This window comes from Ruegeria sp. D4 (assembly GCF_056534475.1).
The window spans coordinates 170,403-194,816 of sequence record NZ_JBQFPJ010000007.1 but is presented as its reverse complement, the minus strand read 5'-3'; the positions used below and the strand labels follow the sequence as shown (position 1 = coordinate 194,816).

Annotated in this window: 21 protein-coding genes; 10 read left to right on the top strand and 11 right to left on the bottom strand. The window is 59.1% G+C overall.

Going from position 1 to position 24,414, the window contains the following annotated elements; genetic code table 11:
• Window positions 1–28: 28 nt before the first annotated feature.
• From ACR0MI_RS12540 to ACR0MI_RS12525, 4 genes are all read right to left on the bottom strand, one after another.
• Complete coding sequence (locus tag ACR0MI_RS12540) at window positions 29–700, bottom strand: nucleoside triphosphate hydrolase (protein ID WP_480536844.1); 672 nt, start codon at window positions 698–700, stop codon at window positions 29–31.
• Entirely contained in the window at window positions 697–1,479 is a 783-nt protein-coding gene (locus tag ACR0MI_RS12535) for an ATP-binding cassette domain-containing protein (protein WP_170615755.1), read from the bottom strand. The genes ACR0MI_RS12540 and ACR0MI_RS12535 overlap by 4 nt, the downstream gene beginning before the upstream one ends.
• On the bottom strand, window positions 1,479–2,549 hold the full coding sequence (locus ACR0MI_RS12530; protein WP_170615753.1) for an ABC transporter permease: 1,071 nt from the start codon (window positions 2,547–2,549) through the stop codon (window positions 1,479–1,481). Before ACR0MI_RS12530 ends, ACR0MI_RS12535 begins: the two co-directional genes overlap by 1 nt.
• A gap of 117 nt (window positions 2,550–2,666) precedes the next feature.
• Window positions 2,667–3,686, bottom strand: coding sequence for a sugar ABC transporter substrate-binding protein (locus ACR0MI_RS12525; protein ID WP_170615751.1), 1,020 nt, complete (start codon window positions 3,684–3,686; stop codon window positions 2,667–2,669).
• 186 nt (window positions 3,687–3,872) lie between these two features.
• Between ACR0MI_RS12525 and ACR0MI_RS12520 the strand changes: the two genes are divergently transcribed.
• A complete protein-coding gene (locus tag ACR0MI_RS12520; protein ID WP_170615779.1) occupies window positions 3,873–5,072 on the top strand; it encodes an ROK family transcriptional regulator in 1,200 nt (399 codons plus the stop codon).
• Between the two features lie 148 nt (window positions 5,073–5,220).
• Here ACR0MI_RS12520 and amaB read toward each other — a convergent pair whose 3' ends face one another.
• Window positions 5,221–6,717: an L-piperidine-6-carboxylate dehydrogenase gene (gene amaB / locus ACR0MI_RS12515; RefSeq protein ID WP_170615749.1), complete on the bottom strand. Its 1,497-nt coding sequence runs from the start codon at window positions 6,715–6,717 to the stop codon at window positions 5,221–5,223.
• 18 nt (window positions 6,718–6,735) lie between these two features.
• Window positions 6,736–7,842: a saccharopine dehydrogenase NADP-binding domain-containing protein gene (locus tag ACR0MI_RS12510; RefSeq protein WP_170615747.1), complete on the bottom strand. Its 1,107-nt coding sequence runs from the start codon at window positions 7,840–7,842 to the stop codon at window positions 6,736–6,738.
• 170 nt (window positions 7,843–8,012) lie between these two features.
• On the opposite strand from ACR0MI_RS12510, the gene ACR0MI_RS12505 reads away from it, so the two are divergent.
• On the top strand, window positions 8,013–8,135 hold the full coding sequence (locus ACR0MI_RS12505) for a hypothetical protein (RefSeq protein WP_480854494.1): 123 nt from the start codon (window positions 8,013–8,015) through the stop codon (window positions 8,133–8,135).
• A 43-nt stretch (window positions 8,136–8,178) separates the two neighbouring features.
• On the opposite strand, the gene ACR0MI_RS12500 is transcribed toward ACR0MI_RS12505, so the two are convergent.
• Both ACR0MI_RS12500 and ACR0MI_RS12495 read right to left on the bottom strand, forming a co-directional pair.
• The gene (locus ACR0MI_RS12500) at window positions 8,179–8,454 is read right to left on the bottom strand and encodes a hypothetical protein (protein ID WP_170615745.1); all 276 of its coding nucleotides are present in this window, start codon (window positions 8,452–8,454) and stop codon (window positions 8,179–8,181) included.
• 300 nt (window positions 8,455–8,754) lie between these two features.
• On the bottom strand, window positions 8,755–10,413 hold the full coding sequence (locus ACR0MI_RS12495) for an NAD+ synthase (protein ID WP_170817155.1): 1,659 nt from the start codon (window positions 10,411–10,413) through the stop codon (window positions 8,755–8,757).
• A 156-nt stretch (window positions 10,414–10,569) separates the two neighbouring features.
• Here ACR0MI_RS12495 and ACR0MI_RS12490 point away from each other — a divergent pair, with 156 nt between their 5' ends.
• A complete protein-coding gene (locus tag ACR0MI_RS12490; protein ID WP_170817154.1) occupies window positions 10,570–12,042 on the top strand; it encodes a 2-isopropylmalate synthase in 1,473 nt (490 codons plus the stop codon).
• 7 nt (window positions 12,043–12,049) lie between these two features.
• Here the strand turns inward: ACR0MI_RS12490 and ACR0MI_RS12485 are convergent, their stop codons facing one another.
• A complete protein-coding gene (locus ACR0MI_RS12485; RefSeq protein ID WP_170615739.1) occupies window positions 12,050–12,715 on the bottom strand; it encodes an SDR family NAD(P)-dependent oxidoreductase in 666 nt (221 codons plus the stop codon).
• Window positions 12,716–13,001: 286 nt separating this feature from the next.
• Here ACR0MI_RS12485 and ACR0MI_RS12480 point away from each other — a divergent pair, with 286 nt between their 5' ends.
• Window positions 13,002–14,576, top strand: coding sequence for a 2-isopropylmalate synthase (locus ACR0MI_RS12480; RefSeq protein WP_170615737.1), 1,575 nt, complete (start codon window positions 13,002–13,004; stop codon window positions 14,574–14,576).
• A gap of 167 nt (window positions 14,577–14,743) precedes the next feature.
• On the opposite strand, the gene ACR0MI_RS12475 is transcribed toward ACR0MI_RS12480, so the two are convergent.
• Window positions 14,744–15,529 carry a 23S rRNA (adenine(2030)-N(6))-methyltransferase RlmJ gene (locus ACR0MI_RS12475; RefSeq protein ID WP_170817153.1) on the bottom strand — a complete coding sequence of 262 codons (786 nt, stop codon included), beginning with the start codon at window positions 15,527–15,529 and terminating at the stop codon, window positions 14,744–14,746.
• Between the two features lie 156 nt (window positions 15,530–15,685).
• Between ACR0MI_RS12475 and ACR0MI_RS12470 the strand changes: the two genes are divergently transcribed.
• The 6 genes from ACR0MI_RS12470 (at window position 15,686) to ACR0MI_RS12445 (ending at window position 22,255) form a co-directional block, all read left to right on the top strand.
• Window positions 15,686–16,732: a rod shape-determining protein gene (locus tag ACR0MI_RS12470; RefSeq protein ID WP_039523195.1), complete on the top strand. Its 1,047-nt coding sequence runs from the start codon at window positions 15,686–15,688 to the stop codon at window positions 16,730–16,732.
• Window positions 16,733–16,793: 61 nt separating this feature from the next.
• Window positions 16,794–17,696 (top strand): rod shape-determining protein MreC, encoded by a 903-nt coding sequence (gene mreC, locus ACR0MI_RS12465; RefSeq protein WP_170615733.1) that lies wholly within the window; start codon window positions 16,794–16,796, stop codon window positions 17,694–17,696.
• Complete coding sequence (locus tag ACR0MI_RS12460) at window positions 17,689–18,225, top strand: rod shape-determining protein MreD (protein ID WP_170615731.1); 537 nt, start codon at window positions 17,689–17,691, stop codon at window positions 18,223–18,225. The genes mreC and ACR0MI_RS12460 overlap by 8 nt, the downstream gene beginning before the upstream one ends.
• Complete coding sequence (mrdA, locus tag ACR0MI_RS12455; RefSeq protein WP_170615729.1) at window positions 18,222–20,171, top strand: penicillin-binding protein 2; 1,950 nt, start codon at window positions 18,222–18,224, stop codon at window positions 20,169–20,171. The genes ACR0MI_RS12460 and mrdA overlap by 4 nt, the downstream gene beginning before the upstream one ends.
• The gene (rodA, locus tag ACR0MI_RS12450) at window positions 20,168–21,307 is read left to right on the top strand and encodes a rod shape-determining protein RodA (protein WP_170615727.1); all 1,140 of its coding nucleotides are present in this window, start codon (window positions 20,168–20,170) and stop codon (window positions 21,305–21,307) included. Before mrdA ends, rodA begins: the two co-directional genes overlap by 4 nt.
• A 15-nt stretch (window positions 21,308–21,322) precedes the next feature.
• Window positions 21,323–22,255 (top strand): 2-hydroxyacid dehydrogenase, encoded by a 933-nt coding sequence (locus ACR0MI_RS12445; protein WP_170615725.1) that lies wholly within the window; start codon window positions 21,323–21,325, stop codon window positions 22,253–22,255.
• Window positions 22,256–22,267: 12 nt separating this feature from the next.
• Here the strand turns inward: ACR0MI_RS12445 and ACR0MI_RS12440 are convergent, their stop codons facing one another.
• Complete coding sequence (locus ACR0MI_RS12440) at window positions 22,268–24,283, bottom strand: M3 family metallopeptidase (RefSeq protein WP_170615723.1); 2,016 nt, start codon at window positions 24,281–24,283, stop codon at window positions 22,268–22,270.
• Window positions 24,284–24,414 lie beyond the last annotated feature (131 nt).

Here is a 24,414-nt window from a genome sequence, read left to right as displayed (position 1 = left end):
GGATGGCACAACTACTCATCGCACCGGTTCAGAATGCGTAGCGCACGCCGAATTCGGTGTAGTTCTGATTTAGGACCAGATCGGCCTTTCGACTTTTTCCAAGAACCAGTTCGGCGTTGGGCAGGTCGTTCCCTGTTGCGCGTTGCAGTGCCGTTACGGGGTCGAGGCCGTGTTTGATCCACCGTTGTTGCAGCCTGCTTTCGAGTTCTTCCAATGTCGGGCTGACAAACACCGTCAGGGCAAAGACCTCCGCCAATGCATTCCAGGGATCACTGTCCATCAGAAGGTAGTTCCCCTCAACGACGACAATCGGAGTTTCTGGATGAACGGAAATCGCGTTTGCAATCGCCAGATCCATCTGTCTGTCGAACTTTGGGTGAAAGACTTCATGCTGCGCAGACTGCAGGCCCTTGATCGCCTTACAGAACCCAACCGCATCGAAGGTTTCCGGGGCACCTTTCTTGGCCAGTAGGTCCCGTGCTTCCAAGACGCGATTGTCCAGATGATAGCCGTCCATGGGCACCAGCGTTGCCTGTGGAACCCCCAAGCCCTGATCAGTGTTGAGCGATTGAACGACGGCCTCCGCCAGGGTCGATTTTCCGGATGCAGGGGGGCCGGCGATTGCGACAATCATCCGGACACCGGCCTGCCGTCGGGCGGCGATCAGGTCGCAAACGTGTTTTACGTCCTGCTCGATCACGCGGCGTCCTCTTTCGGGGGTTCCTTGGCGCCGGTCATGAAAGCCACAGCGTCGGACATCGTGTAGTCCTTGGGATCGATTGTGCAGAGCCGTTTGCCCAACCTGTGTACGTGAATACGATCGGCGACTTCGAAGACATGGGGCATGTTGTGGCTGATCAGGATGATCGGAATGCCTCGCGCCCGAACATCCTGGATGAGTTCAAGCACCTTGCGGCTTTCTTTCACGCCCAGTGCGGCTGTTGGTTCGTCCATGATGATGAACTTGGTCGCAAACGCAGCGGCACGGGCAACGGCCACGCCCTGGCGCTGGCCTCCGGACAGGGTTTCGATTGCCTGATTGATCGATTGAACGGTCATCAAACCAAGCTCGGTCAGCTTGTCACGCGCGAACTTCTCCATGGCTGGCCGGTCGAGCTGACGCAAGTATTTTCCCATGAAGCCCTGTTTGCGGATCTCGCGGCCCATGAACATGTTATCCGCAATCGAAAGGGCAGGGGACATCGCAAGCTGCTGATAGACGATCTCGATCCCCATGTTCCTTGCGTCAATCGGAGAGGTGAAGTTGACCTTCTTCCCCTCAATCAGGATCTCGCCCTCATCCGGGATCGTGGCGCCGCAGATTGCTTTGACGATGGATGATTTGCCCGCGCCGTTATCCCCGATGACCGCTAGGATTTCGCCCTGACGCAGTTCAAAATCGGAATGGTCGATGGCGGTTACATGGCCATAACGTTTTACGATCCCGCGGCCCTGCACGACTGGAGTTGTGTCTGACATCAGCCCGATACCTTTCTGATCCACTGGTCAACCGCGACCGCCGCGATGATGAGAAGTCCGATAAGCAGGAAGGTCCACTGTGCGTCCGCTCCCAGTAGCCTGAGGCCAAGCGTGAAGACGCCGACGATCAGGGCACCAAACAGGGATCCCAGAATTGAACCGCGCCCCCCGAAAAGCGAGATACCCCCGATCACAACCGCGGTGATGCTTTCGATGTTGGCCAATTGCCCGGATGTCGGCGAGACCGATCCGATACGCCCGATCAGAGCCCAGCCAGCGAAAGCACAGATCAGACCGGACAACATGTAGACCGACATCAATGTTCTGTGGACATTGACCCCTGACAGTTCTGCGGCTTCTGGATCGTCCCCCACTGCGTAGACATGTCGGCCCCAGGCCGTGTGTTTGAGCGCGTAGGCCAACACAAAGATCAGCACGAGCATGAATATGACGCCAACGGTGAATGTTGCTCCACCGATGCTGAACTTGGTGCCGAAGAACTGAAGGAAGGGGGCGTTTGCCTCGATGTCCTGGCTGCGAATGGTTTCGTTCGCGGAATAGAGGAAGTTCGTGGCCAGAACGATCTGCCACATTCCAAGTGTGACGATGAAGGGGGGAAGCTTGACGCGACTGACAAGCCAGCCATTGAGCGCTCCGATCATGGTTCCGGCGGCCAGTCCGCACATAACGGCAATTGGCACCGGAATGCCGTATCGGAAGGAAAACTGCCCCATGATGACAGAAGAAAACACCATGATCGCGCCAACGCTGAGATCGATGCCAGCGGTCAGAATGACCAGGCTTTGCGCTGCGGCCACGATGCCGACGATCTGCACCTGCTGAAGGATCAGGGTCATCGCGAAGGGCGAGAAGAACTTTGAGCCCAAAAGCAGTCCGAAAATCAAAATCGCACCGACCAGGACGATTAGCGGCACAAAGGACGGGTTAACATGCAGAAGATGCTGCAACTTCCCCAGAACGCCGTGGCGATGATCCTCAAAAGTCGCAACAGTTTCTGTTTTGCTGGCTGCGGATTCAAATCCCTGGGCGCTTTGGTTTGCTTCGGACATATCTCCCCCTTTTCGTGGGCGTTATGCCGCCCACGAGATTAGTGTACAGGAAGTTTCGGTTTGCTGGTGAAAGGAATGATGAGGCGCTTCGGCGCGCCTCATCCAACAGGCCTGCGCTTAGCCCCAGCAGAGCTCCAAGCCTTCAGCGACCGAAATCGATTCCACACCATCTACGGGCTGATCGGTAATCAGCGCAACGCCGGTATCGTAGAAGTCTTTACCGGGTGTGTTTTCTGGCTTCACGCCCTCGTCGGCCCATTTCTTCACGGCCTCAACACCAAGCGACGCCATCAGCAGGGGGTATTGCTGGCTTGTGGCACCGATTACTCCGGCCTCAACGTTTTGTACGCCGGGGCAGCCGCCATCGACCGAAACGATCAACACGTCGTTTTCACGCCCGATGGATTTCAGAGCCTCATAGGCACCCGCGGCCGCCGGTTCATTGATCGTGTGAACCACGTTGATCGTTGAATCCTTGGCCAGAAGGTTTTCCATGGCCCGGCGTCCACCTTCTTCGTTTCCGTCGGTCACGTCGCTGCCGACCAGCCGTGCATCTGTTTCATCGCCGATAACATTTGGATCCGCCAATTCCACTCCGAACCCGTCGAGGAAGCCCTGATTGCGCAGAACGTCCACGGTCGGCTGGCTGACATTCAGATCAAGCGTCGCGATTTTGGCGTCCGCTGCCGCATCACCCATTTTGGCCTTCGCCCATTGCCCGATCAGCAGACCTGCCTTGTAGTTATCTGTCGCAAATGTCGCGTCCGCCGAGTCAATCGGGCTGAGCGGCGTATCCAATGCGATCACAAGAACACCAGCGTCCCGAGCCTGCTGAACCGCGGGGACAATCGAACTTGTGTCAGACGCTGTCAGCAGAATTCCCTTGGCGCCATCGAGGATGCAGGTTTCAATCGCCTGGACCTGAGTTTCGTGGTCGCCATCGATTTTGCCAGCAAAAGCCTTCAGGGTCATGCCAAGCTCTTCCGCCTTCGCGGTCGCACCCTCCTTCATTTTTACAAAAAATGGATTGGTGTCAGTCTTGGTGATCAGGCAGACGGTCTCACCGGCCGCTTGCGCAGATGCGGCAGCCAGTGTGAGTGCAGTCGCCGATGCGGCAAGCTTGAGTAAATTTCTCATGTTGTCCTCCCATAAAATCATCGTCGTCCCGCATGGCGCGCCAGCGAGACCTACCTCCATCCTCCAATGCAGGTCGTATCCAACAAACCGCGATTCGAGCCTCGATGTCAATAAGTAAATAAAGTTTATTTATTAATTCGATCAGATATCTTTTCATAAGAAAACAAGGTGGTTATGTTCGGGATTATGGAGAAAGAAGCACTTAAAATGCTGACCGGCGGGGTAAGTCAAAGCGGTGTTCGCGATCATAACGAGCGCCTGATTTTGACGGTTTTACAACGCCATGGACCGGCAGCGGGTGCGGATGTTGCCCGGTTGACCGGCCTTTCTCCTCAGACCGTTTCAATCATCCTGCGCAAACTTGAAAAGGATGAGATTCTCAAACGTGGAACCCCTTTACGTGGGAAAGTTGGCAAGCCTTCGGTCCCGATGGAGTTGAACCCGGAAGGCATCCTTTCGGTCGGCATGAAGATTGGGCGGCGCAGTGCAGACCTGCTTTTGATCGACTTTACAGGCAAGCCGCGCCGCCAGCTTTCCACCACTTATGACTACCCGCTGCCAGAAGCCGTATTCGGATTTCTGGAGGCTGGCCTGGAAACGCTTTTGGCGCATGAGCCCCGGAAACTTCGGGATCGCGTTTGCGGGATTGGAATTGGCACCCCATTCGAGCTTTGGAAGTGGCACGACCTGACGGGGCTGGCGGCCAAACAGTTCCGGTCCTGGAAGAACGTAAACTTCTTTAGCGAGGTGGCCAGGTTCAGCAGTTTGCCTGTTTTTGTCGTCAACGATGCGACAGCAGCGTGTCACGCCGAACATCTCTACGGTCGCGGCGCGGAATACCGCGACTATTTCTACTTTTTCATCGGCTCGATGATCGGCGGCGGGGTCGCTTTGAATGGCACGGTGTTCGAGGGCAACCAGGGCAACGCCGGGGCCCTGGGCGCGATGCGCACCACCGGCCCCCTGGGCGAAAGCCAGCAGCTGATCGACACAGCCTCGCTGTTTTTGCTTGAGGACAGGCTGGTCGAAGCGGGCGTCGATCCGGGCATTCTCTGGAAGAAGCCGCAGGATTGGAGCAGCATTTCCCGGTATGTTGAGCCGTGGATTGGCACAACAGCTCAGGAATTGGCCAAAGCCGCGCTTTCGATCTGTGCTGTCATTGATTTCGAGGCAATCTTCATAGATGGGGCATTCCCGCCGGAGGTCAGGGAAGAACTGGTTTCAAGGGTGCGTCGCTATCTGGCCAACCAGGACAAGCGGGGGTTGATCCCGCCGGTCGTTGAAAGTGCAGCGGTCGGGGAAAACGCGCGCGGCATAGGCGCGGCGAGCAGTCCGATCTTTCGCCAGTTTCTGTTGAACACCAATGCGGGGCTTTCCGGAATGTAGCGGAAGCGCATTACAGGCATATTGGAGCAGAAGCTCGCAAAACCCATTCGAAACAAAATTCCCCCAAGCATCTGCACCCGGGGGAATTTCAGTTCTGTATCTTTGACCTGTCAGAACGGCTGATCGGCCAATCTCAATTGACGAAAGCCTAAATGTCGAACTTGACGCCCTGCGCCAGCGGCAGTTCGGCCGAGTAGTTCACGGTGTTGGTCTGGCGGCGCATGTATGCCTTCCAGGCATCCGAGCCACTTTCGCGCCCGCCGCCGGTTTCTTTTTCACCGCCAAACGCGCCACCGATCTCGGCGCCGGAAGGTCCGATGTTGACGTTGGCAATGCCACAATCCGATCCGGCCGCGGTCAGGAACTGCTCGGCCTCGCGCATGTTCAGGGTGAACACGCAGGATGACAGGCCCTGCGGCACATCATTCTGAATGTCCAGCGCTTCGGCAAAGTCGTCATATCCCATGACATAAAGGATCGGCGCAAAGGTTTCGGTCTTCACCACCGCGCTTTGACCGGGCATTTCGACGATAGCAGGTTCCATGTAGACGCCGGCCGGCACGTTTTCGGTCACCCGATTACCGCCAAAGACAGTTCCGCCCTCGGCTTTTGCGGCCTCCAACGCTGCGGTCATGGCCGCGCCCGAGGCTTCATCCACCAGCGGGCCGACCAAGGTGCCTTCGGCCAGCGGATTGCCGATGGGCAGACCGGCATAGGCCTTCTTCAGACGGCTCACTAGTTCCTCGTGGATCGAGTTGTGCGCGATCAGGCGACGCAGGGTGGTGCAGCGCTGACCGGCGGTGCCAACAGCAGAGAACACGATGGCACGAACCGCCATTTCCAGATCGGCCGAAGGGCCAACGATCATAGCGTTGTTTCCGCCCAGCTCCAGAATGCACTTGCCGAAACGTTGCGCCACGATGGGGGCCACCGCGCGGCCCATGCGGGTCGAACCTGTTGCCGAGATCACCGGAACATCCTCGCTGGCCACCAGCGCTTCACCCAGGGCGGCGCCCCCGATCAGGGTTTGCAGCAGGCCGTCAGGCGCATCGCCGAACCGGGCGAGCGCGCGCTCAAAAATCCTCTGGCAGGCCATGGCGGTCAGCGGCGTCTTCTCGGACGGCTTCCAGATCACCGGATCGCCACAGACCAGGGCCAGCGCCGCGTTCCAGGACCAGACCGCGACCGGGAAGTTGAAGGCCGAGATCACGCCGACCGGACCTGCCGGATGCCATGTCTCCATCATCCGGTGACCGGGGCGCTCGGAGGCGATGGTCAGACCGTAAAGCTGACGCGACAGGCCGACAGCAAAATCGCAGATATCGATCATCTCCTGCACTTCGCCCAGACCTTCCGAGGTGATCTTGCCAGCTTCCCAGCTGACCAGAGCGCCCAGATCATCCTTGGCGGCCCGCAGCTCCTCGCCCAGCAGGCGGATCAACTCGCCGCGGCGCGGTGCCGGAACGACACGCCAGGCTTTGAAAGCCGATTGCGCGCGGGCAAAGACAGCGTCCATCTCTGCAACCGGTGTCTCGTGCACTTGTGCCAGCAGGCTGCCATCGATCGGAGACGTCACCTTGAGCGTGCCGCCGTTCAGTTCGGCCTCGGTCAGATCCAAATTCGCAAGCGTGGTTTGGGCTGTCATCACAATGTCTTTCATATCTCAGGCTGCCTTGTTCTGTTTGGTGACGTCACCAGCGCGATAAAGCTGGCCGAATTCGGTGTTGAGGAAGTCATCAAGTTTGACCTGTTCCTGCCGGACAAACCCCTTCGCGGGCAGTGCGCCGATGCGCATCAGGTCAACCACGCCCAGAACACCTGCGGCGGTGGTGACCTGAATGGCGCTCCAGACCTGTCCGTTGATGGTGCGGGCAAAGGACTTGTTGATCAGGGACTTCTCGCGCAGCACCCCGTCAATCCTGCCCTTGGCGGTGCAGTAAACCAGAACGACGTCCTGGTCGGTGCGGGGCAATGCGGCTTCGAAAATCTCTTTCAGCAGATCGCGGCGGCGTTCCAGCCCCAGATCGTTCAGAAGCAATTTCAGAATGTCGCAATGGCCCGGATAGCGGATCGAGCGATAGGACACGGCCCGCGCCTTGCCTTCCAGCGTTTCCGGCAATGTGCCCAAGCCACCCGAAGTGTTGAAGCACTCGTATTCCACGCCGTCATGGCCCAGAACCTCGTAATCTTCCAGCGGTGCAGTCTTGACCAGCTTGCCGTTCACGATGGCATCGCACGGGTTGCAGTATTCGTTGATCAGCCCGTCGGTTGACCAGGTCAGATTATATTTCAGCGCATTTGTCGGATACAGCGGCAATGCGCCCACCCGCATATGCAGGCTGTCGATCTCGTCAAACTCTGCAGCCAGAGAAGCGCCGGCAATCCCGACAAAGCCGGGTGCTAGGCCGCATTGCGGCATGAACGCCGTCTCGCTGCCCTCGGCAAGCTCGCGCACCGCCTGGGTTGCGGCGACATCTTCGGTCAGGTCGAAATAATGCGCGCCCGCAGCCTTGGCTGCCTTGGCAATGGTCGGGGTCAGAAAGAACGGTGCTGCCGAAATGACGGCATCAAATCCCGTCAGCTCTTTGGCCATGCCGTCCGCGTCAGTGGCGTCGATCTGTTTGGTGCTAACGCCTATTTTCGCGATATCGCCCAAGGCTTTCAGGTCATGATCCGCAACCGTAACACTGTAATTCGGCGACCCTTTCAAAAGCGTCGCGATCATCTGCCCGATCTTGCCGGCCCCGATGACACAAATATTCCAGGACATCAGTTTCTCCACAAAAACTGTCTTGCGTGGAAAATGGCTGAAAGGGGTTACGCTTCATAGGGACCAATCTGACGAATTGCATCCAGAAGCCGTCAAAATGACGGAATTTTTGTCAGTTCGGTAGGTCGGTTGCAAAGCACCGTGGCACGTAACGAGGGTTGCAAATTGACATGACGTTGAAATCACGAACGGCTCAAAAAGCCGAAGGCCTTCTGGGCGCGGTGTATCAGGGGCGATCCGTGGGCGTGGCGCAGCAGGTTTCAATTGCGCCCTCAAACTCGAGCCGCAATTGAAAGCAATGAGACCTAAATTTCCAGCGAAATTCTGTGAGCTGGACTACGCCGCGCCCGAAAACTCGGCCCACTTCTGGCGAAGTGTCGCCGTCAGGCCGGTTGGCTGAGGTTCAGCCTGCTCCGAAATCTCTTCAGCCGAAGCCAGCACCGGAAACTCGGAGCGTACTGTTTGAAGCGACGGAGTGCTCTGCGAGAGCTCCTCACACATGACCGCGGCAATTGCGGCCTCCAACTCGGCCTCGTCCAATTCCTGTGCCGGGGACTCCATCGTCCTTAGACGCAGATACGGGTAATACGGCCTTTCATATTCCTCATGCATTGTAACACCAAACCGTTAACTCAGACATTCGCAGATCGATGCGCCACACTTGAATCCAACACATCGCCTGAAAACTTGTTCTGCCAGGAATGCGTCACACTCGCCCCACATGCGGCGGCATTGCAGCTTAAATGTGGCAAAACATTGTCAGTCGGGCAAGCTAGGAGCGGCACCGGACGGAAAAAACCGTTCAAACTGACCAGCTTAGCAAACAAAGGGGTAGGTTTTGGCGGGACTGTTTCCCGATGCTCCATTATGGGAACGATTTTTGCCCATAATCGCGACGGTCAGTTCCGGTACTCAATCGGTGTCACGCCACCGATTCACGATGGGATACCGGCGATCCAACCAGAAGGCGCGTTTGGTCAGCCTTGTTCCCGGCGCAGACTGAAACCGCTTGTACTCGCTGATGTAGATCAGATGTTCGACCCGACGGGCCTCGGCCTCGTCAAAACCTGCCGCCACGCAATCGGCGATCGAGCCGTCCTGGTCGACCAGGATCTCCAGGATGGCATCCAGAACCGGATAGTCGGGCAGGCTGTCACTGTCTTTTTGGTCCTCGCGCAGTTCAGCGGTTGGGGGCTTGTCGATAACTGATGGGCGGATGACCTCACCCGCCGGTCCCATCATCCAGTCGCGATGATTGGCATTGCGCCAGCGGCAGGTCTCGAACACGCGGGTCTTGTACAGATCCTTGATCGGATTGTAACCGCCGTTCATGTCGCCATAAATGGTGGCATATCCCACCGCGACCTCGGATTTGTTGCCGGTTGTCAGCAGCATCTCGCCAAACTTGTTGGAAATTGCCATCAGCAGAAGTCCACGCAGGCGAGACTGAACATTCTCTTCGGTCAGGTCTTCGTTTCGACCTTCAAACAACGGGGCGAGCGAATTGGTGACAGCGGCGCGGCTTTCCGAGATCGGAACAAAATCGTAGTGCACGCCCAACGCCTTTGCGACGGCCTCGGCGTCGTCCAGCGAGGCCTGGCTGGTATATTCCGATGGCAACATCACGCAGCGCACGTTTTCCGACCCAAGCGCATCTACCGCTATCGCCGCCACCAGAGCGGAATCGATGCCGCCTGACAGGCCAAGCAGGGCTTTGCCGAATCCTGTTTTCCCCATGTAATCGCGCAAGGACTGAACCATTGCGCGATAATCCTGTTCCCATTCATCCGGTTGCGGCACGATTTCTGCCGGTGCAATGCGCCAGCCATCTTCGCTACGTTCCAGATCAATATGTGTGATCGCTTCATCAAACACGGGCATCCGGAACGCCAGCTCTCCACCCGGATTCAGGCCGAATGTTCCGCCGTCAAAAACCTGGTCGTCCTGACCGCCCACCATGTTGAGGTAGATCAGCGGCAGTCCGGTTTCGACAACGCGCGCCACCATGTGGTTCAGGCGTATGTCGTATTTGTCGCGGAAATACGGTGATCCGTTGGGGATCAGCAGAAACTCGGCGCCGGTTTCTGCCAGCGTTTCGGTTACATCCTCGTGCCAGCTGTCTTCGCAAATCGGGCTGCCGATGCGGGTGTTGCCCACCGAATAGGGGCCACCCAGCGGTCCGGCGTCATAAAGGCGGACTTCGTCGAAAACCGTTTCATTGGGCAGGTGATGTTTCAGGACTTTGCTGGAAATCCGCCCACCCTTGAGGATCAGATAGGCGTTGAACAGTTTGCCATCCTCGACCCACGGACCGCCAATTGCCAGCGCCGGCCCATCGGCGCAGCGTTCAGCAAGCGATTCGACCGCAGCCATGGCCGCTTGGTGAAACACCGGCTTCAGGATCAGATCCTGCGTGTTGTACCCGGTGATGAACATTTCGGGCAACGCCACCAGATCGGCCTTTGCATCGCGCCCTTGTTCCCAGGCGGCATGGGCTTTGGCAGCATTGCCGTCGATATCCCCGACAACGGGGTTGAGTTGCGCCAGAGTGATGCGGAAACGGTCGGCCATACTGCCCTCTTGCCCTCGACTGTCCTATTGCCATTTACCAGATCGCACCGTGAGGAAAAGACAAATGCGGCAAAAGCCGTTGCCCTGCCCTGAGTGGTGCCTTAGTTTTGCGCAACAGAACGCATTCAAAGCATGACCGGCCAGGCGTGAAAACCCATGAACTTGTTTCGCATATCTATAGCCGTTTCACTTTTGGCCCTGACGGCGGTCAACGTGGCCGCGCAGGGTGACGACGTCATCATCGCCGATGACGAGGTTGGCGGCGTCTACGAGGGCACGTTTGAAAATGGACTACGTCATGGGACCGGCACGTATCGCCTGCCTGACGGTTTCGAGTATTCCGGTGAATGGTTCGAAGGCGAGATCAAGGGCAAGGGCATCGCGCGCTACGCCAATGGCTCGGTCTATGAAGGGATGTTTGCAAAAGGCCAGCCCGAGGGGCGCGGCAAGATCGTTTTTGCCGATGGCGGCAGCTACGAAGGCGATTGGGCCGGCGGATCCATCAACGGGACAGGTATCGCCGAATACGCAAACGGAATGCAGTATGAAGGCGAGTTCAAGGATGACCGCCATCACGGCAAGGGCATGATCAAGGATCCTGCCGGCTATGTCTATGACGGTGATTGGGTCGACGGCGTGAAGCAGGGCAAAGGCCGGATAACTTACGCCGAAGGCGGCGTCTATGAAGGCGATATCGAAAACGGGCTGCGTCATGGCCAGGGTACGCTGACGCTTTCTGACGGGATGATCTACACGGGGGACTGGTCACAGGATCTGATCACCGGCAAAGGCCGTCTCACCCAGGCCAACGGCGATGTCTACGAAGGGGACATGGTCGAGGGTCGGCGCGAAGGAAAAGGCAAGGCGACCTACAAGAATGGCGCGACATATGAAGGCGACTATGTGGATGATCGCCGCCACGGCAAAGGCCGGTTTCTCGGCGCGGACGGGTTCGACTATAACGGCGAGTGGTCCGAAGGCCAGATTGAGGGATTTGGTGAGTTGATCTATCCGGATGGATCAACCTATGTCGGGGACTTTCAGGCTGACCTGCCGCACGGCAAGGGTATGAACACTTTTGCGGACGGTACGATCTACGAAGGCGATTGGATCGCCGGCGTGTTCGAAGGCAACGGCAAGGCGACCTATCCCAGCGGCGTCGTCTACACCGGACAATTCAAGAATGCCCGCAGCCATGGCCAGGGCGTTCTGACATTTGCCAACGGCTACAGATACGAGGGCGAATGGGTTGACGGCGAACGGCACGGCAAGGGCAAGGCCAGTTTCGCTGACGGCACCGTTTACGAGGGTGATTTCCGGAACGGTGAGCGCCACGGCGAAGGAACGATCACAGCGCCAAACGGGTTCAGCTACACGGGCGGCTGGATTGACGGCAAGATCAGTGGTGATGGTATTGCCACCTACGCAACCGGCGACGTTTATGAAGGCAGCTTTGTTGACAACAAACGGCAAGGCAACGGCACCATGAAATATGCCAACGGGCTGGAAGAAACCGGTGTCTGGGAAAATGGTGCGCTGGCGGAAAAGGCTGACGAATCCCAGGACGCCACGGATGCGGATGAACCAACGCAGGAAAACGCAGAGGAACCGGCCGCTTCGGATGGGTGACCCTTACCTACCAGGGTATCCGTTCACCGGCCCAGTCAAAAAAGCCGCCGCTATCCGCAGGCATTAATCCTTCGATGACGGACAGCAGATTGCGGGCAGCTTCATCCGGTTCGACTGCCGGGTGCCGCCCCAGATATTTTCGCGTAAACTCGGTTTTGACCGTACCGGGGTGCAGCGCCACGCAAATCGCCTGTGCATGTGTGCGTTCCAGTTCAATTGCAGCGGTGCGCGTGATCTGATTGACCGCTGCCTTTGCGGCGCGGTAGCTGATCCATCCCCCAAGCCGGTTGTCCCCGATGGAACCGACGCGCGCGGACAGGATGGCAAAAACCGAACGCCGATCCCGAGGCAGCAACCGATTTGCGTGGCTAAGCACAAGGGCTGGCCCAACCGCGTTCAACGCGAACTGGTCCATCATCGCCGTTGAAGACAGCGACCGGATGGTCTTTTCCGGCCCGTGGCCATCGATCTCAAGCGCGCCAGTGGCGACCAGAACCAGATCAAACGGGCCCTGAAGCTTGTCCAGCGCGGAGTGAACCGCGTCGGGTTTCGTCATGTCAAATCCATCGGCCGAGCGGGACAACCCGGTCACGCTGACCTGTTGCAGGTCCAGCTGCCTGCAAATGGCGCGTCCAATTCCTCCGCTTGAGCCGATGATCAATGCTGATTTCATGTGCGCCAACCTAGAAGGATACCCGTCCGAATCAATGCCCGGCTGAAAAGGCCGGGTCCGGTCAGAGGATCGCAAATTGGTTCTTTTCATTCCTTGCGGGCTCTGTATAACCTCACAGTCATGATCAACCGCGCAGATATCCCTTATGCCGACACCGCTTTTTGCGGTGCGTCGCTGCGTGGCCTACTGATCCTAATCCGCCTCTGAGCGTGCCATTCGGCGCGCCCGCTCAGAGGAGGACGCCCGCGCGCCATAGGCTTTAGGACAGAAGAAGAAAGAGAATCCCATGACCAACGTGACCGACCAAGACCGCGTCTTGATCTTTGACACCACTTTGCGCGACGGCGAGCAAAGCCCCGGCGCCACCATGACCCATGACGAAAAGCTTGAGATCGCCGAGCTGCTGGACGACATGGGCGTCGACATCATCGAGGCCGGTTTCCCAATCGCCTCTGAGGGTGACTTCAAAGCGGTTTCCGAAATCGCCCAACGTTCAAAAAACAGTCGCATCTGCGGTCTGGCCCGCGCAAATTTCGCGGATATCGACCGCTGCTGGGAGGCGATCAAACACGCCGAACAGAACCGCATTCATACATTCATCGGCACCTCTCCGCTGCATCGCGCCATTCCGAACCTCACGCAGGACGAAATGGCGGAAAAGATCCATGAAACGGTCAGCCATGCCCGCAACCTGTGCGAGAATGTGCAGTGGTCGCCAATGGACGCGACCCGGACGGAATGGGATTACCTGTGCCGCGTTATCGAGATCGCGATCAAGGCAGGCGCGACCACGATCAACATACCCGACACTGTCGGCTATACGGCACCACTGGAATCCGCCGATCTGATCAAGCGCCTGATCGAAACCGTTCCCGGCGCAGATGAAGTCGTCTTCGCGACCCACTGTCACAATGACCTGGGGATGGCGACCGCGAACTCTCTGGCGGCCGTGATCGGCGGGGCGCGTCAGATCGAATGCACCATCAACGGCCTTGGCGAACGTGCGGGCAATACCGCGCTGGAAGAAGTTGTGATGGCCATGCGGACCCGCAATGACATAATGCCGTTCCGCACCGGGATCGATACCACCAAGATCATGCATATCTCGCGCCGGGTCGCCACGGTGTCGGGCTTCAACGTGCAGTTCAACAAGGCCATTGTCGGCAAGAACGCCTTTGCCCATGAAAGCGGTATCCATCAGGACGGGATGCTGAAGAACCGCGACAATTTCGAGATCATGCGCCCCGAGGATGTGGGATTGTCTGGCACTTCGCTGCCCTTGGGCAAGCACTCGGGCCGCGCGGCATTGCGGGACAAGCTGAACACGCTGGGCTATGAGGTCGGTGACAACCAGCTCAAGGACATCTTTGTTCGGTTCAAGGATCTGGCTGACCGCAAGAAAGAGGTCTTTGACGACGACATCATCGCGCTTATGACGCTGGATGATGACGAAGCGAACGATTTTCTGCAGCTGGTGTCGATGAAAGTCACCTGCGGCACCGGAGGTCAGGCAGAATCGACGGTTGAGCTTGAGGTTGACGGAAAGGATGTCATCGCCACGGAATACGGTGACGGCCCGGTTGATGCGACGTTCAGGGCGATCCGCGCGATCTTCCCGAACGAGGCTCATCTGCAGCTCTATCAGGTGCATGCCGTCACCGAAGGGACGGACGCCCAGGCCACTGTTTCGGTGCGGCTGGAAGAGGATGGCATGATTGCAACCGGCCAATCGGCGAATACCGACACTGTGGTGGCCTCGGCCAAGGCTTATATCCATGCTCTCAACCGCCTGGTCGTGCGCCGTGCAAAAGCCGGGCCGGGGGCGGACACGCGTGAGATCAGCTACAAGGACCTGACCTGAAGAGCGGGAAAGCTCCCGCACCCGCGGCGGTCCGGCTGCGCAGAACCACCTTGCGGCTTTGGGCCCGGCACCGCGCTTTGGCGCGGTGCCGGGCCCAAACCAATTGACTGCATCTTTGATGCCGGCAAACGGGGCGAGGGTTCCTCCGTTGTTTGCGCGAACGTCTCTCAGATCCTGTCGAACAGGGCCGTAAGCCGCGCGGTTTCATCTTCGAAACCGTACGGAGCGTTGATTATGAACATCCCTGAACCGATCATGTTGTGCCCTTCCCGGGCAGGCGGAAAGATCACTTCGTGGCGCATCACCTTTGGCAATGCCTGATTGGTCAGGGCCGCCAGCATATGCTTATGACGGTCATCGGCCAGAATCGGGTACCACAGCGCGATCACCCCGACATTCCACTTGCGGTGCAGTTTGGCGACGATCACCGGTAAACGACCATATTCGGCCTTCACCTCGTAGCTGGGATCGATCAGCAACATTCCACGACGCGGCGTGGGCGGCAGCAGGGATTGCGCCAGTTCATAGCCATCCTGCCGATACACCCGTGCGTTTCGGGCCGTTAGCGCGCCTGAAAGGGCCGCGTATTCCTTTGGGTGCAGTTCCGCGAAATGCAAATTGTCCTGTGGGCGTAACAGGCTGGCTGCGATCATGGGAGAACCCGGGTAACAGGCCGGTCCATACCGGGCCTGTATGTCCGAGATTGCCCGGGCCAGCGGGTGTTCCGGATCGAACCAGGCCTCGCGCCGCGCCCTTTCGATGCCCGCGTCCGCTTCGCCGGTTTTGCGGGCCTCCTCCGAGTCCAGATGGTATAGCCCGCGTCCGGCGTGGGTTTCGATGTAGCTCAGCGGTTTGTTTTTTTGCGTCAGATAACGCAGCGTCCAGGCCAGCAATGCGTGCTTTTGCACGTCCGCCAGATTCCCGGCGTGGTAAATATGTTGATATGAAAGCATTTTGCCTTCTAAAGTCCCTATCAATGAGGCGAAAAGGCGCTGATTGTCACGGAATCAGGCCTTTAATCGGGCGTGTTGGCACCCTATAAGTCATCCGTCCCGGAACCGTCGAGTCGCGGGCAGTAGAAAATTCTGACAGACAGGATCAGGGGAAACATGGGGATCTTTGGCAATCTGGGCGGCCTGTTCACAGCGGACATGGCCATTGACCTTGGGACGGCGAACACGCTGGTTTATGTCAAAGGGCGCGGCGTCATTCTGTCCGAACCCTCTGTGGTCGCCTATCACGTCAAGGATGGCGTGAAGAAAGTGCTGGCTGTGGGCGAAGACGCCAAGCTGATGCTGGGCCGGACCCCCGGTTCCATCGAGGCCATCCGCCCGATGCGTGAAGGGGTCATTGCCGACTTCGACACCGCCGAGGAAATGATCAAACATTTCATCCGCAAGGTGCACAAACGCTCGACCTTTTCGAAACCGAAAATCATCGTTTGTGTTCCGCATGGTGCGACACCGGTCGAAAAGCGTGCAATCCGACAGTCGGTTCTGTCCGCGGGGGCCCGTCGCGCGGGTCTGATCGCTGAACCCATTGCGGCCGCCATTGGCGCGGGAATGCCGATCACCGATCCGACCGGAAACATGGTCGTCGATATCGGTGGCGGTACAACCGAAGTTGCGGTTCTGTCGCTGGGCGACATCGTTTATGCCCGCTCGGTTCGCGTCGGTGGGGACCGGATGGACGAGGCCATCATCTCGTACCTGCGCCGTCAGCAGAACCTGCTGGTAGGTGAATCGACCGCCGAGCGTATCAAAACCACCATCGGCACTGCCCGTATGCCCGATGATGGCCGTGGTCAGTCGATGCATATCCGTGGTCGCGACCTGCTGAACGGTGTGCCAAAGGAAATCGAGATCAGCCAGGCTCAGGTGGCTGAGGCGCTGTCCGAACCAGTCCAGCAGATCTGCGAGGCGGTGATGACCGCGCTGGAAACCACGCCGCCCGATCTGGCAGCGGACATTGTGGACCGGGGGGTCATGCTGACCGGCGGTGGCGCTCTGTTGGGTGATTTGGACCTCGCGCTGCGCGAACAGACCGGTCTGGCCGTGTCGATTGCCGATGAAAGCCTGAATTGTGTGGCTTTGGGAACCGGCAAGGCGCTGGAATACGAAAAACAACTGCGCCACGCGATTGACTACGAAAGCTAAGGCGCGCACCCTTCCAATACAGGGTTAACAATCGGGCGCGAGCAGCACGGGAAGGAGTCCTGTGGCAAAGGACCGATCACAGCGCGACGAATACACCACCCCCTTACGCCGCTTGTTGCTGGGGATCGTTGTTTTGTGCCTGCTGGGTATCTTTCTGGTCTGGCGCATTGACAGCCCACGGGTCGAGAGGTTTCGCGCTCAGGTCGTGGATGCCGTGGTGCCCTCGATGGAATGGGCCATGGTGCCGGTCACGGCCACGGTCAACCTGGTCCGCGATTTCCAGAGCTATCAGCGGCTGAGCGAGCAGAACCGGGAATTGCGCAGTGAACTGCGCCGGATGCGTGCCTGGAAAGAGGCGGCGCTGCAGCTGGAACAGGAAAACGCCCGGCTGCTGGACCTGAACAACGTCCGGCTGGATCCGCGCCTGACCTATATCACCGGTGTTGTCATGGCCGACAGCGGCTCCCCCTTCCGGCAGTCTGTCGTTCTGAACGTGGGACAGCGGGACGGTATAGTCGATGGCTGGGCCGCCATGGACGGGATCGGGCTGGTTGGGCGCATCTCCGGCGTCGGCGCCGACACGGCGCGTGTCATCCTGATGACGGACGCCTCGAGCGCTATCCCTGCCACCATCCAGCCTTCCGGGCAGACCGCTTTGATCAAGGGGGACAATACAGCGGTACCATTGGTCGAGTTTCTGGAAAACCGTGAACTCGTCCGACCCGGCGACCGGGTCATCACGTCGGGCGACGGTGGCGTTTTCCCGGCAGGATTGCTGATCGGTCAGATCACCGCCGATCCGGGTGGCAGGTTGCGCGTGCGTCTGTCCGCCGATTTCGAGCGGCTCGAGTTTCTGCGCGTGCTGCGCTACCAGTCGGCGCCCGCCATTCGTGATTCCGGGGATATCGTTGGTCCGCTGCGGCCCGAAGCATCCCTGACCCCGGATGAGGCCGCAGATGGATAAGGCTGTTTCCCATCTCTGGGCCATGCGCTGCCTCTATGTTTTTCTGGTGGTTCTAGTGCTGTTTCTGCACCTGTTGCCGCTGAACACGCAGCCGGACCGCTGGCCGTTTCCGGATGTTCTGATCGCCCTCACATTCGCCTGGGTGCTGCGGCGCCCCGAATACACGCCCATCGCAATTGTGGCCGTTGTCATGCTGATAGCCGACCTGCTTCTGCAACGGCCGCCGGGGTTGCTGGCGGCACTGGTCGTTGTGGCAACAAACTATTTGCGCTCGGCAGCGCCGGGAATGCGGGATGTCGGATTTTTTGGCGAATGGAGCTCGGTCGCGGCGGTGATGACCGGTATCTTTGTGCTCAACCGTTTCATTCTGTCGGTTCTGTCGGTCCAGCAGGCCGCCTTTTGGCCGACAGTTGTTCAACTGATTTTGACCATCGCCATCTATCCCTTGATTGTACTGATCAGTCAGAATGGTATGGGCGTCCGCCGTATTTCAGCTGCGGATGCCGGTATTGTCGGGGCGCGGGCATGAAGCAGAAACGCACCAAATCCCAAGGCCTTGCCTACAAACGTCTGCCGCGCAGGGCGTTGGTTCTGGGTGGTTTGCAGGCGGTCTTTATCGGTGGTCTGGCTGCGCGGATGCGGTTTATGCAGGTTGATCAGGCCGATCAGTACCGGCTGCTGGCCGAGGAAAACCGGATCAACATCCGCCTGATCCCGCCGACACGCGGGCGCATCTATGACCGGAACGGGCAGGTCATTGGCCAGAACTCGCCGTCCTACCGGATCGTGATCGTGCGCGAAGACGCGGGTGATATCGACTCGGTCATTGCCAAGCTTTCGGAACTGATCCCCCTGAACGAGGATGAGATCGAGCGTGCCAGGACGGAAATGCGCCGGTCCGCACCCTTCCTGCCGGTCACGTTGGCAGATCAGGTCACGTGGGAGGACATCTCGAAAGTGGCGGTGAACGCGCCTGCCCTGCCCGGCGTGACGCCCGAAGTCGGTCTTACCCGCCAATATCCCCGGTATGAGGATTTCGCCCATATCGTCGGTTATGTCGGCCCGGTCAGCGACTACGACCTGAGCCAGATGGAAGACCCCGAGCCGGTTTTGCGCATCCCCCGGTTCCAGATCGGCAAGGTCGGGCTGGAGGCCAAGCAGGAGGCCACCCTGCGCGGCAAGGCCGGGGCCAAGCGGGTCGAGGTCAACGCGACCGGTCGCGTGATGCGGGAACTGGACCGCCAGGAGGGTGAAGCCGGGGCCGACCTGCAATTGTCGATCGACGCCGATCTGCAGCAATACGCACAGGCCAGATTGGCCGGGGAAAGCGCGGCGGCGGTTGTGATAGACTGCGAAACCGGCGATCTGCGTGCGATTGCCTCGGCCCCCAGCTTTGATCCCAACCTGTTTGTACGCGGTATCTCGGTCGCCGATTACAGGTCGCTGACACAGGACAAATATCGTCCGCTGGCAAACAAGACGGTACAGGGTACCTATCCACCGGGGTCGACCTTCAAAATGATCACGGCCATGGCTGCGCTTGAGGCAGGCGTGATCGGGCCCGGCAACACGGTATATTGCCCGGGTCATCTGAAAGTCGGCAGCCGCAGGTTCCATTGCTGGAAGCGCGGCGGGCACGGTACGGTCGATCTGGAAACCTCTCTCAAACGCAGTTGCGACGTCTACTACTATGATGTTGCCCTGCGCGTGGGCATCGACAGGATATCCGACATGGCCCGAACCTTCGGGCTGGGCATCAAGCACGATATTCCGATGTCGGCCGTGGCAGGGGGGCTGGCGCCAAATCAGGAATGGAAACAGCGGGTCCACGGGCAGGAATGGCTGGTCGGGGACACCGCGAACGCCTCGATCGGTCAGGGCTTCATGTTGGCCTCGCCCATGCAGCTTGCCGTCATGACCGCGCGGATCGCCACAGGCCGCGCCGTGACGCCGCGCCTGGTCCGGTCGGTCAACGGGGTCGAACAGCCCTCGGGCGCGGGTGAGCCACTTGCGGTCAATCAGCGGAACCTGTCACAGGTGCGCAAAGCGATGTTCTCGGTCTCCAATGACCGGCGTGGAACGGCCTACCGCAGCCGTATCATCGCAGATGAGTTTCGCATGGCGGGCAAGACGGGTACCAGTCAGGTCCGCAATATTACCAAAGCTGAACGCGCCGCTGGCGTGATCCGAAACGAAGACCTGCCCTGGGAACGGCGCGACCACGCGCTGTTTGTCAGCTTTGCCCCGTACGATAATCCGAAATACGCCATAGCCGTCGTCGTTGAACATGGCGGCGGTGGGTCCAAGGCGGCGGCCCCTGTCGCGCGGGACATCATGCTTCAGGCGCTCTACAACGGTACGCCCCCGCTTGAGGCGTATCCGGTTGCCGACCGCGAGCGCATCAAGGAACAGCAAAAACGGCTGGAGGGCGATCGCCGCCCCAAAGCGCGTCCGGATGAAAAGGACCGCGCATGAGCTATCTTGAATATGCCGTCAAATCCACGCCGTCGGGGTTTCGCAAGTTTCTGTATATGAACTGGCCGCTGACCCTGCTGTTGATCAGCACGGCCAGTGCCGGGTTCCTGATGCTGTATTCGGTGGCGGGCGGTTCGTGGACCCCGTGGGCCGAACCGCAGATGGAGCGGTTCGGGATGGGTCTGGCGGCCATGTTCATCGTGGCGCTTGTGCCGATCTGGTTCTGGCGCAACATGTCGGTTCTGGCCTATCTCGGCTCGATCGTTCTGCTGATCTTTGTCGAGCTTTTCGGCACGGTCGGCATGGGCGCGCAGCGCTGGATCGACCTTGGGTTCATGCGGCTTCAACCGTCCGAGGTCATGAAGGTTGCCCTGGTCATGGTGCTGGCCGCCTATTACGACTGGTTGCCGTCGCACAAGACCTCGCGCCCGCTTTGGGTGCTCATCCCTGTTGCCCTGATCCTGATCCCAACGTTCATGGTGCTCAAACAGCCTGATCTGGGTACGTCGATCCTGTTGCTGGCTGCTGGCGGTGGCCTGATGTTTCTGGCTGGTGTCCACTGGGCCTATTTCGCCGCCGTGATTGCAGCAGGTGTCGGGCTGATCGCCACAGTGTTCAATAGCCGTGGGACAGACTGGCAATTGCTCAAGGACTACCAGTTCAGGCGCATCGATACGTTTCTCGATCCTTCCACCGATCCGCTTGGCGCGGGTTACCACATTACACAGTCCAAGATTGCCCTGGGATCCGGGGGCTGGAACGGACGCGGGTTTATGCAGGGCACTCAGTCGCGGTTGAACTTCCTACCCGAGAAACATACCGATTTCATCTTTACCACACTGGCCGAAGAGTTCGGGTTCGTCGGCGGCATCACGCTGTTGATCCTGTATGCTCTGATCCTGATTTTCTGCATGGTTACCGCGCTGACGACCAAAGACCGTTTCTCATCGCTTGTGACTTTGGGCATTGCACTGAACTTCTTCCTGTTCTTTGCCGTCAACATGTCCATGGTCATGGGTCTTGCCCCGGTTGTCGGCGTTCCGCTGCCCATGGTCAGCTATGGCGGCTCGGCCATGCTGGTTCTGATGGCCGCGTTCGGCATCGTTCAAAGCGCGCATATCCATCGTCCTCGTTAATCTGAAAGGCAATCCATGACAGTGAATGTCCTGTTTTCCGCACGTCCCGGGCTTTGGCCTGTTTATGAGCCGTTGCTGCGCCAGGGCCTGTCCGAAGCCGGGCTGGAGTTTGAGTTGTCGCCAGAGATTTCACCGGAACAGGTCGACTACGTGGTTTACGGACCGACGGGCGGATTGCGGGATTTCGGGCCCTTCAGTCGGCTCAAGGCTGTACTCAGCCTGTGGGCCGGAATCGAAAGTATCGCGGACAATGAAACACTGATCGTGCCGCTGGCCCGGATGGTCGATCACGGGCTGACACAAGGCATGACAGAATGGGTCGTCGGGCATGTGCTGCGCTACCATCTGGGGATGGATCGTCACATCACCGTCCAGGACGGCGTCTGGACGCCTGAAGCGCCGCCTCTCGCGCAGCAACGGCATGTAACGGTTTTGGGTCTGGGCGCTTTGGGGCTGGCCTGCGCCAAGGCACTGGCCGCGCTGAATTTCAATGTTACCGGTTGGAGCCGCACGCCCAAGGACGTCGACGGCGTGACTTGTCTGCATGGGCAGAAGGGATTGAAAAGGGCGCTGTCTCAGGCAGAAATTGTGGTTCTGCTGCTGCCCGATACGGCAGCGACGGAAAACACGCTGAACACGGAAACGCTGGCTCTATTGCCCAAAGGTGCCCGAATCCTCAACCCGGGTCGCGGGCCGTTGATCGACGATGATGCCTTGCTGGATGCGTTGAATTCCGGGCAGGTGGGCCATGCCACGCTGGATGTGTTCCGGACCGAACCACTGCCGCCCGAGCATCCGTACTGGGCACATCCCAACGTGACTGTGACACCTCATATCGCGTCCGAAACCCGCGAGATCACTGCCGCGCAGGTTATCTGCGAAAACATCCGGCGCGGTGAGGCGGGCGAGCCCTTCCTGCATCTGGTGGATCGCCAGTTGGGGTACTGACGCCCCCCCGGATCAGGCGGCGATCAGGCCCCGCCCTTTCAGCAGTGCCTCGACACCCGGCAGACGGCCACGGAAGGCGAGATACAGGTCTTCGGCCTCGCGTGAGCCTCCGGTGGACAGGATGTTGTCCTCAAGCGCCTGGGCGCGATCAGGATCGAAGGCGCTGCCCGCCTCCTCAAATGCCGCAAAGGCGTCGGCATCCATGACCTCGGACCACATGTAGCTGTAGTAGCCGGAACTGTATCCGTCCCCGGAAAAGACATGCGCGAAATGCGGAGTGGCGTGGCGCATTCCGATGGCTCGCGGCATTCCGATTTCGGCCAGAACTTCGGCCTGTTTCGCCATGGGGTCGGCTGGGGCCGCGCCGTCGTGGAATGCCAGATCGACCAGAGCCGAGGCGACATATTCCACGGTCTGAAAGCCCTGATCGAAATTGGCCGCTTTCAGTACCTTCTCCAACATGTCCTTTGGCATCGGTTCGCCGGTTTCTGCATGCGTTGCGTATTTTGCCAGTACCTCGGGCACTTCCAGCCAGTGTTCGTAAAGCTGGCTGGGCAGTTCCACAAAGTCCCGCGCAACGCTTGTGCCCGAGATGCTTTCATAGGTCACATTCGACAGCATCTGATGAAGGGCATGGCCAAATTCGTGAAACAGGGTGCGCGCGTCGTCGTAGGACAGCAGCGCCGGGTCGCCTTTGGCGAAGTTGCAGACATTAATGACAACTGGCGCCTGTTCCTTGGGGAATTTCGCCTGCGCGCGCATTGCGCTGCACCAGGCACCGGACCGTTTGGAACCGCGCGCGAAGTAGTCCCCGATGAACACCGCGATATGCTTGCCATCGCGCGTCACCTCCCATGCGCGGCAATCGGGGTGATAGAGCGGGAAATCCAGCGGCTTGAATTCCAGCCCGAACAGCCGATTGGCGCAGGCAAAGGACGCCTCGATCATACGCTCCAACTGCAGATACGGCTTGAGCGCGGCCTCATCCAGATCATGCTCGGCCTTGCGCCGTTTTTCCGCGTAATATCGCCAGTCCCAGGCTTCCAGCGGCCCGTTGACCCCGTCCTCCTGCATCATTTGCGTCAGGGTTTCGGCATCGGCATCTGCGCGCGCCTTAGCAGGCTTCCAAACCTGCATCAGCAGGTCCCGCACCCTATCCGGCGTCCGGGCCATTTCCGTTTCCAGCTTGTAATCGGCAAAGCTGCCATAACCCAGCAGCGTAGCGCGTTCTTCGCGCAACGAAAGGATTTCAGCGGCAATCCCGCGATTGTCGGTTTCCCCGCCTTTCGCACCACGCGCCGCCCACGCGAGATACGCCTTTTCGCGCAGATCGCGGCGGGGCGAGAATTGCAGAAACGGCACGATCAAGGACCGTGACAGGGTCACAACCGGGCCATCCAGCCCTTTCTCCTTGCCGGCCGCACGGGCGGCATCGGTAACAAAACCGGGCAGACCGGCCAGATCACCCTCGGTCAACTCCATGAACCAGTCTCTTTCATCCGCCAGCAGGTTCTGGGTGAAGGATGTGCCCAACGTGGCCAGGCGGGATTTGATTTCCTGCATGCGGGTATCGTCATCACCCTGCAACGCCGCACCCGCGCGCACAAAACCGCGGTGGGTCAGCATCAGGACACGCGCCTGTTCGTCGGTCAGGCCCAATTCACCGCGCCGCGCCCAAAGATCGGCGACCCGCTGAAACAGAGGTTTGTTGGATGAGATCGCGGAAAAATGGGCCGCCAGTTTGGGTGAGAAATCGCGCTGAAGGGCTTCGCGCGCCGGGTTGCTGTCCGCACCTGCGACCGTAAAAAAGACCGCCAGAACCTTGTCCAGCTGTTCCCCGGCGGCTTCGAGTGCCTCGATTGTATTGGCGAATGTCGGGGCGTCCGGATTTGTCGCGATGGTATCGATCTGGGCGGTGTGCGCGGCCAATGCCTGATCCAGCGCCGGGGCAAAATCATCGTCCGAAATCTCGGCAAATGGGGCGATTGCAAAAGGGGTGTTCCAGTCGGACAGGATCGGGTTGGTCATTCAGATCTCCTTTGTCCGACAAGGTAGGCAGCCTGCCTGTGATGGTCCAGAGGGCGGGCGTGCACGTCGCCTGAAAAAGTCGCAATCCGGCTTGCATCGGTAGTGTGGCGCACGCAGGGTCGTCGGCAAAG

Coding starts and splice junctions, on each gene's coding strand:
- ACR0MI_RS12535 (WP_170615755.1), bottom strand. CDS start 1,479: ATGTCAGACACAACTCCAGTCGTGCAGGGCCGCGGGATCGTAAAACGT.
- ACR0MI_RS12530 (WP_170615753.1), bottom strand. CDS start 2,549: ATGTCCGAAGCAAACCAAAGCGCCCAGGGATTTGAATCCGCAGCCAGC.
- ACR0MI_RS12525 (WP_170615751.1), bottom strand. CDS start 3,686: ATGAGAAATTTACTCAAGCTTGCCGCATCGGCGACTGCACTCACACTG.
- ACR0MI_RS12520 (WP_170615779.1), top strand. CDS start 3,873: ATGGAGAAAGAAGCACTTAAAATGCTGACCGGCGGGGTAAGTCAAAGC.
- amaB (WP_170615749.1), bottom strand. CDS start 6,717: ATGACAGCCCAAACCACGCTTGCGAATTTGGATCTGACCGAGGCCGAA.
- ACR0MI_RS12510 (WP_170615747.1), bottom strand. CDS start 7,842: ATGTCCTGGAATATTTGTGTCATCGGGGCCGGCAAGATCGGGCAGATG.
- ACR0MI_RS12505 (WP_480854494.1), top strand. CDS start 8,013: ATGACGTTGAAATCACGAACGGCTCAAAAAGCCGAAGGCCTTCTGGGC.
- ACR0MI_RS12500 (WP_170615745.1), bottom strand. CDS start 8,454: ATGCATGAGGAATATGAAAGGCCGTATTACCCGTATCTGCGTCTAAGG.
- ACR0MI_RS12495 (WP_170817155.1), bottom strand. CDS start 10,413: ATGGCCGACCGTTTCCGCATCACTCTGGCGCAACTCAACCCCGTTGTC.
- ACR0MI_RS12490 (WP_170817154.1), top strand. CDS start 10,570: ATGAACTTGTTTCGCATATCTATAGCCGTTTCACTTTTGGCCCTGACG.
- ACR0MI_RS12485 (WP_170615739.1), bottom strand. CDS start 12,715: ATGAAATCAGCATTGATCATCGGCTCAAGCGGAGGAATTGGACGCGCC.
- ACR0MI_RS12480 (WP_170615737.1), top strand. CDS start 13,002: ATGACCAACGTGACCGACCAAGACCGCGTCTTGATCTTTGACACCACT.
- ACR0MI_RS12475 (WP_170817153.1), bottom strand. CDS start 15,529: ATGCTTTCATATCAACATATTTACCACGCCGGGAATCTGGCGGACGTG.
- ACR0MI_RS12470 (WP_039523195.1), top strand. CDS start 15,686: ATGGGGATCTTTGGCAATCTGGGCGGCCTGTTCACAGCGGACATGGCC.
- ACR0MI_RS12460 (WP_170615731.1), top strand. CDS start 17,689: ATGGATAAGGCTGTTTCCCATCTCTGGGCCATGCGCTGCCTCTATGTT.
- mrdA (WP_170615729.1), top strand. CDS start 18,222: ATGAAGCAGAAACGCACCAAATCCCAAGGCCTTGCCTACAAACGTCTG.
- rodA (WP_170615727.1), top strand. CDS start 20,168: ATGAGCTATCTTGAATATGCCGTCAAATCCACGCCGTCGGGGTTTCGC.
- ACR0MI_RS12445 (WP_170615725.1), top strand. CDS start 21,323: ATGACAGTGAATGTCCTGTTTTCCGCACGTCCCGGGCTTTGGCCTGTT.
- ACR0MI_RS12440 (WP_170615723.1), bottom strand. CDS start 24,283: ATGACCAACCCGATCCTGTCCGACTGGAACACCCCTTTTGCAATCGCC.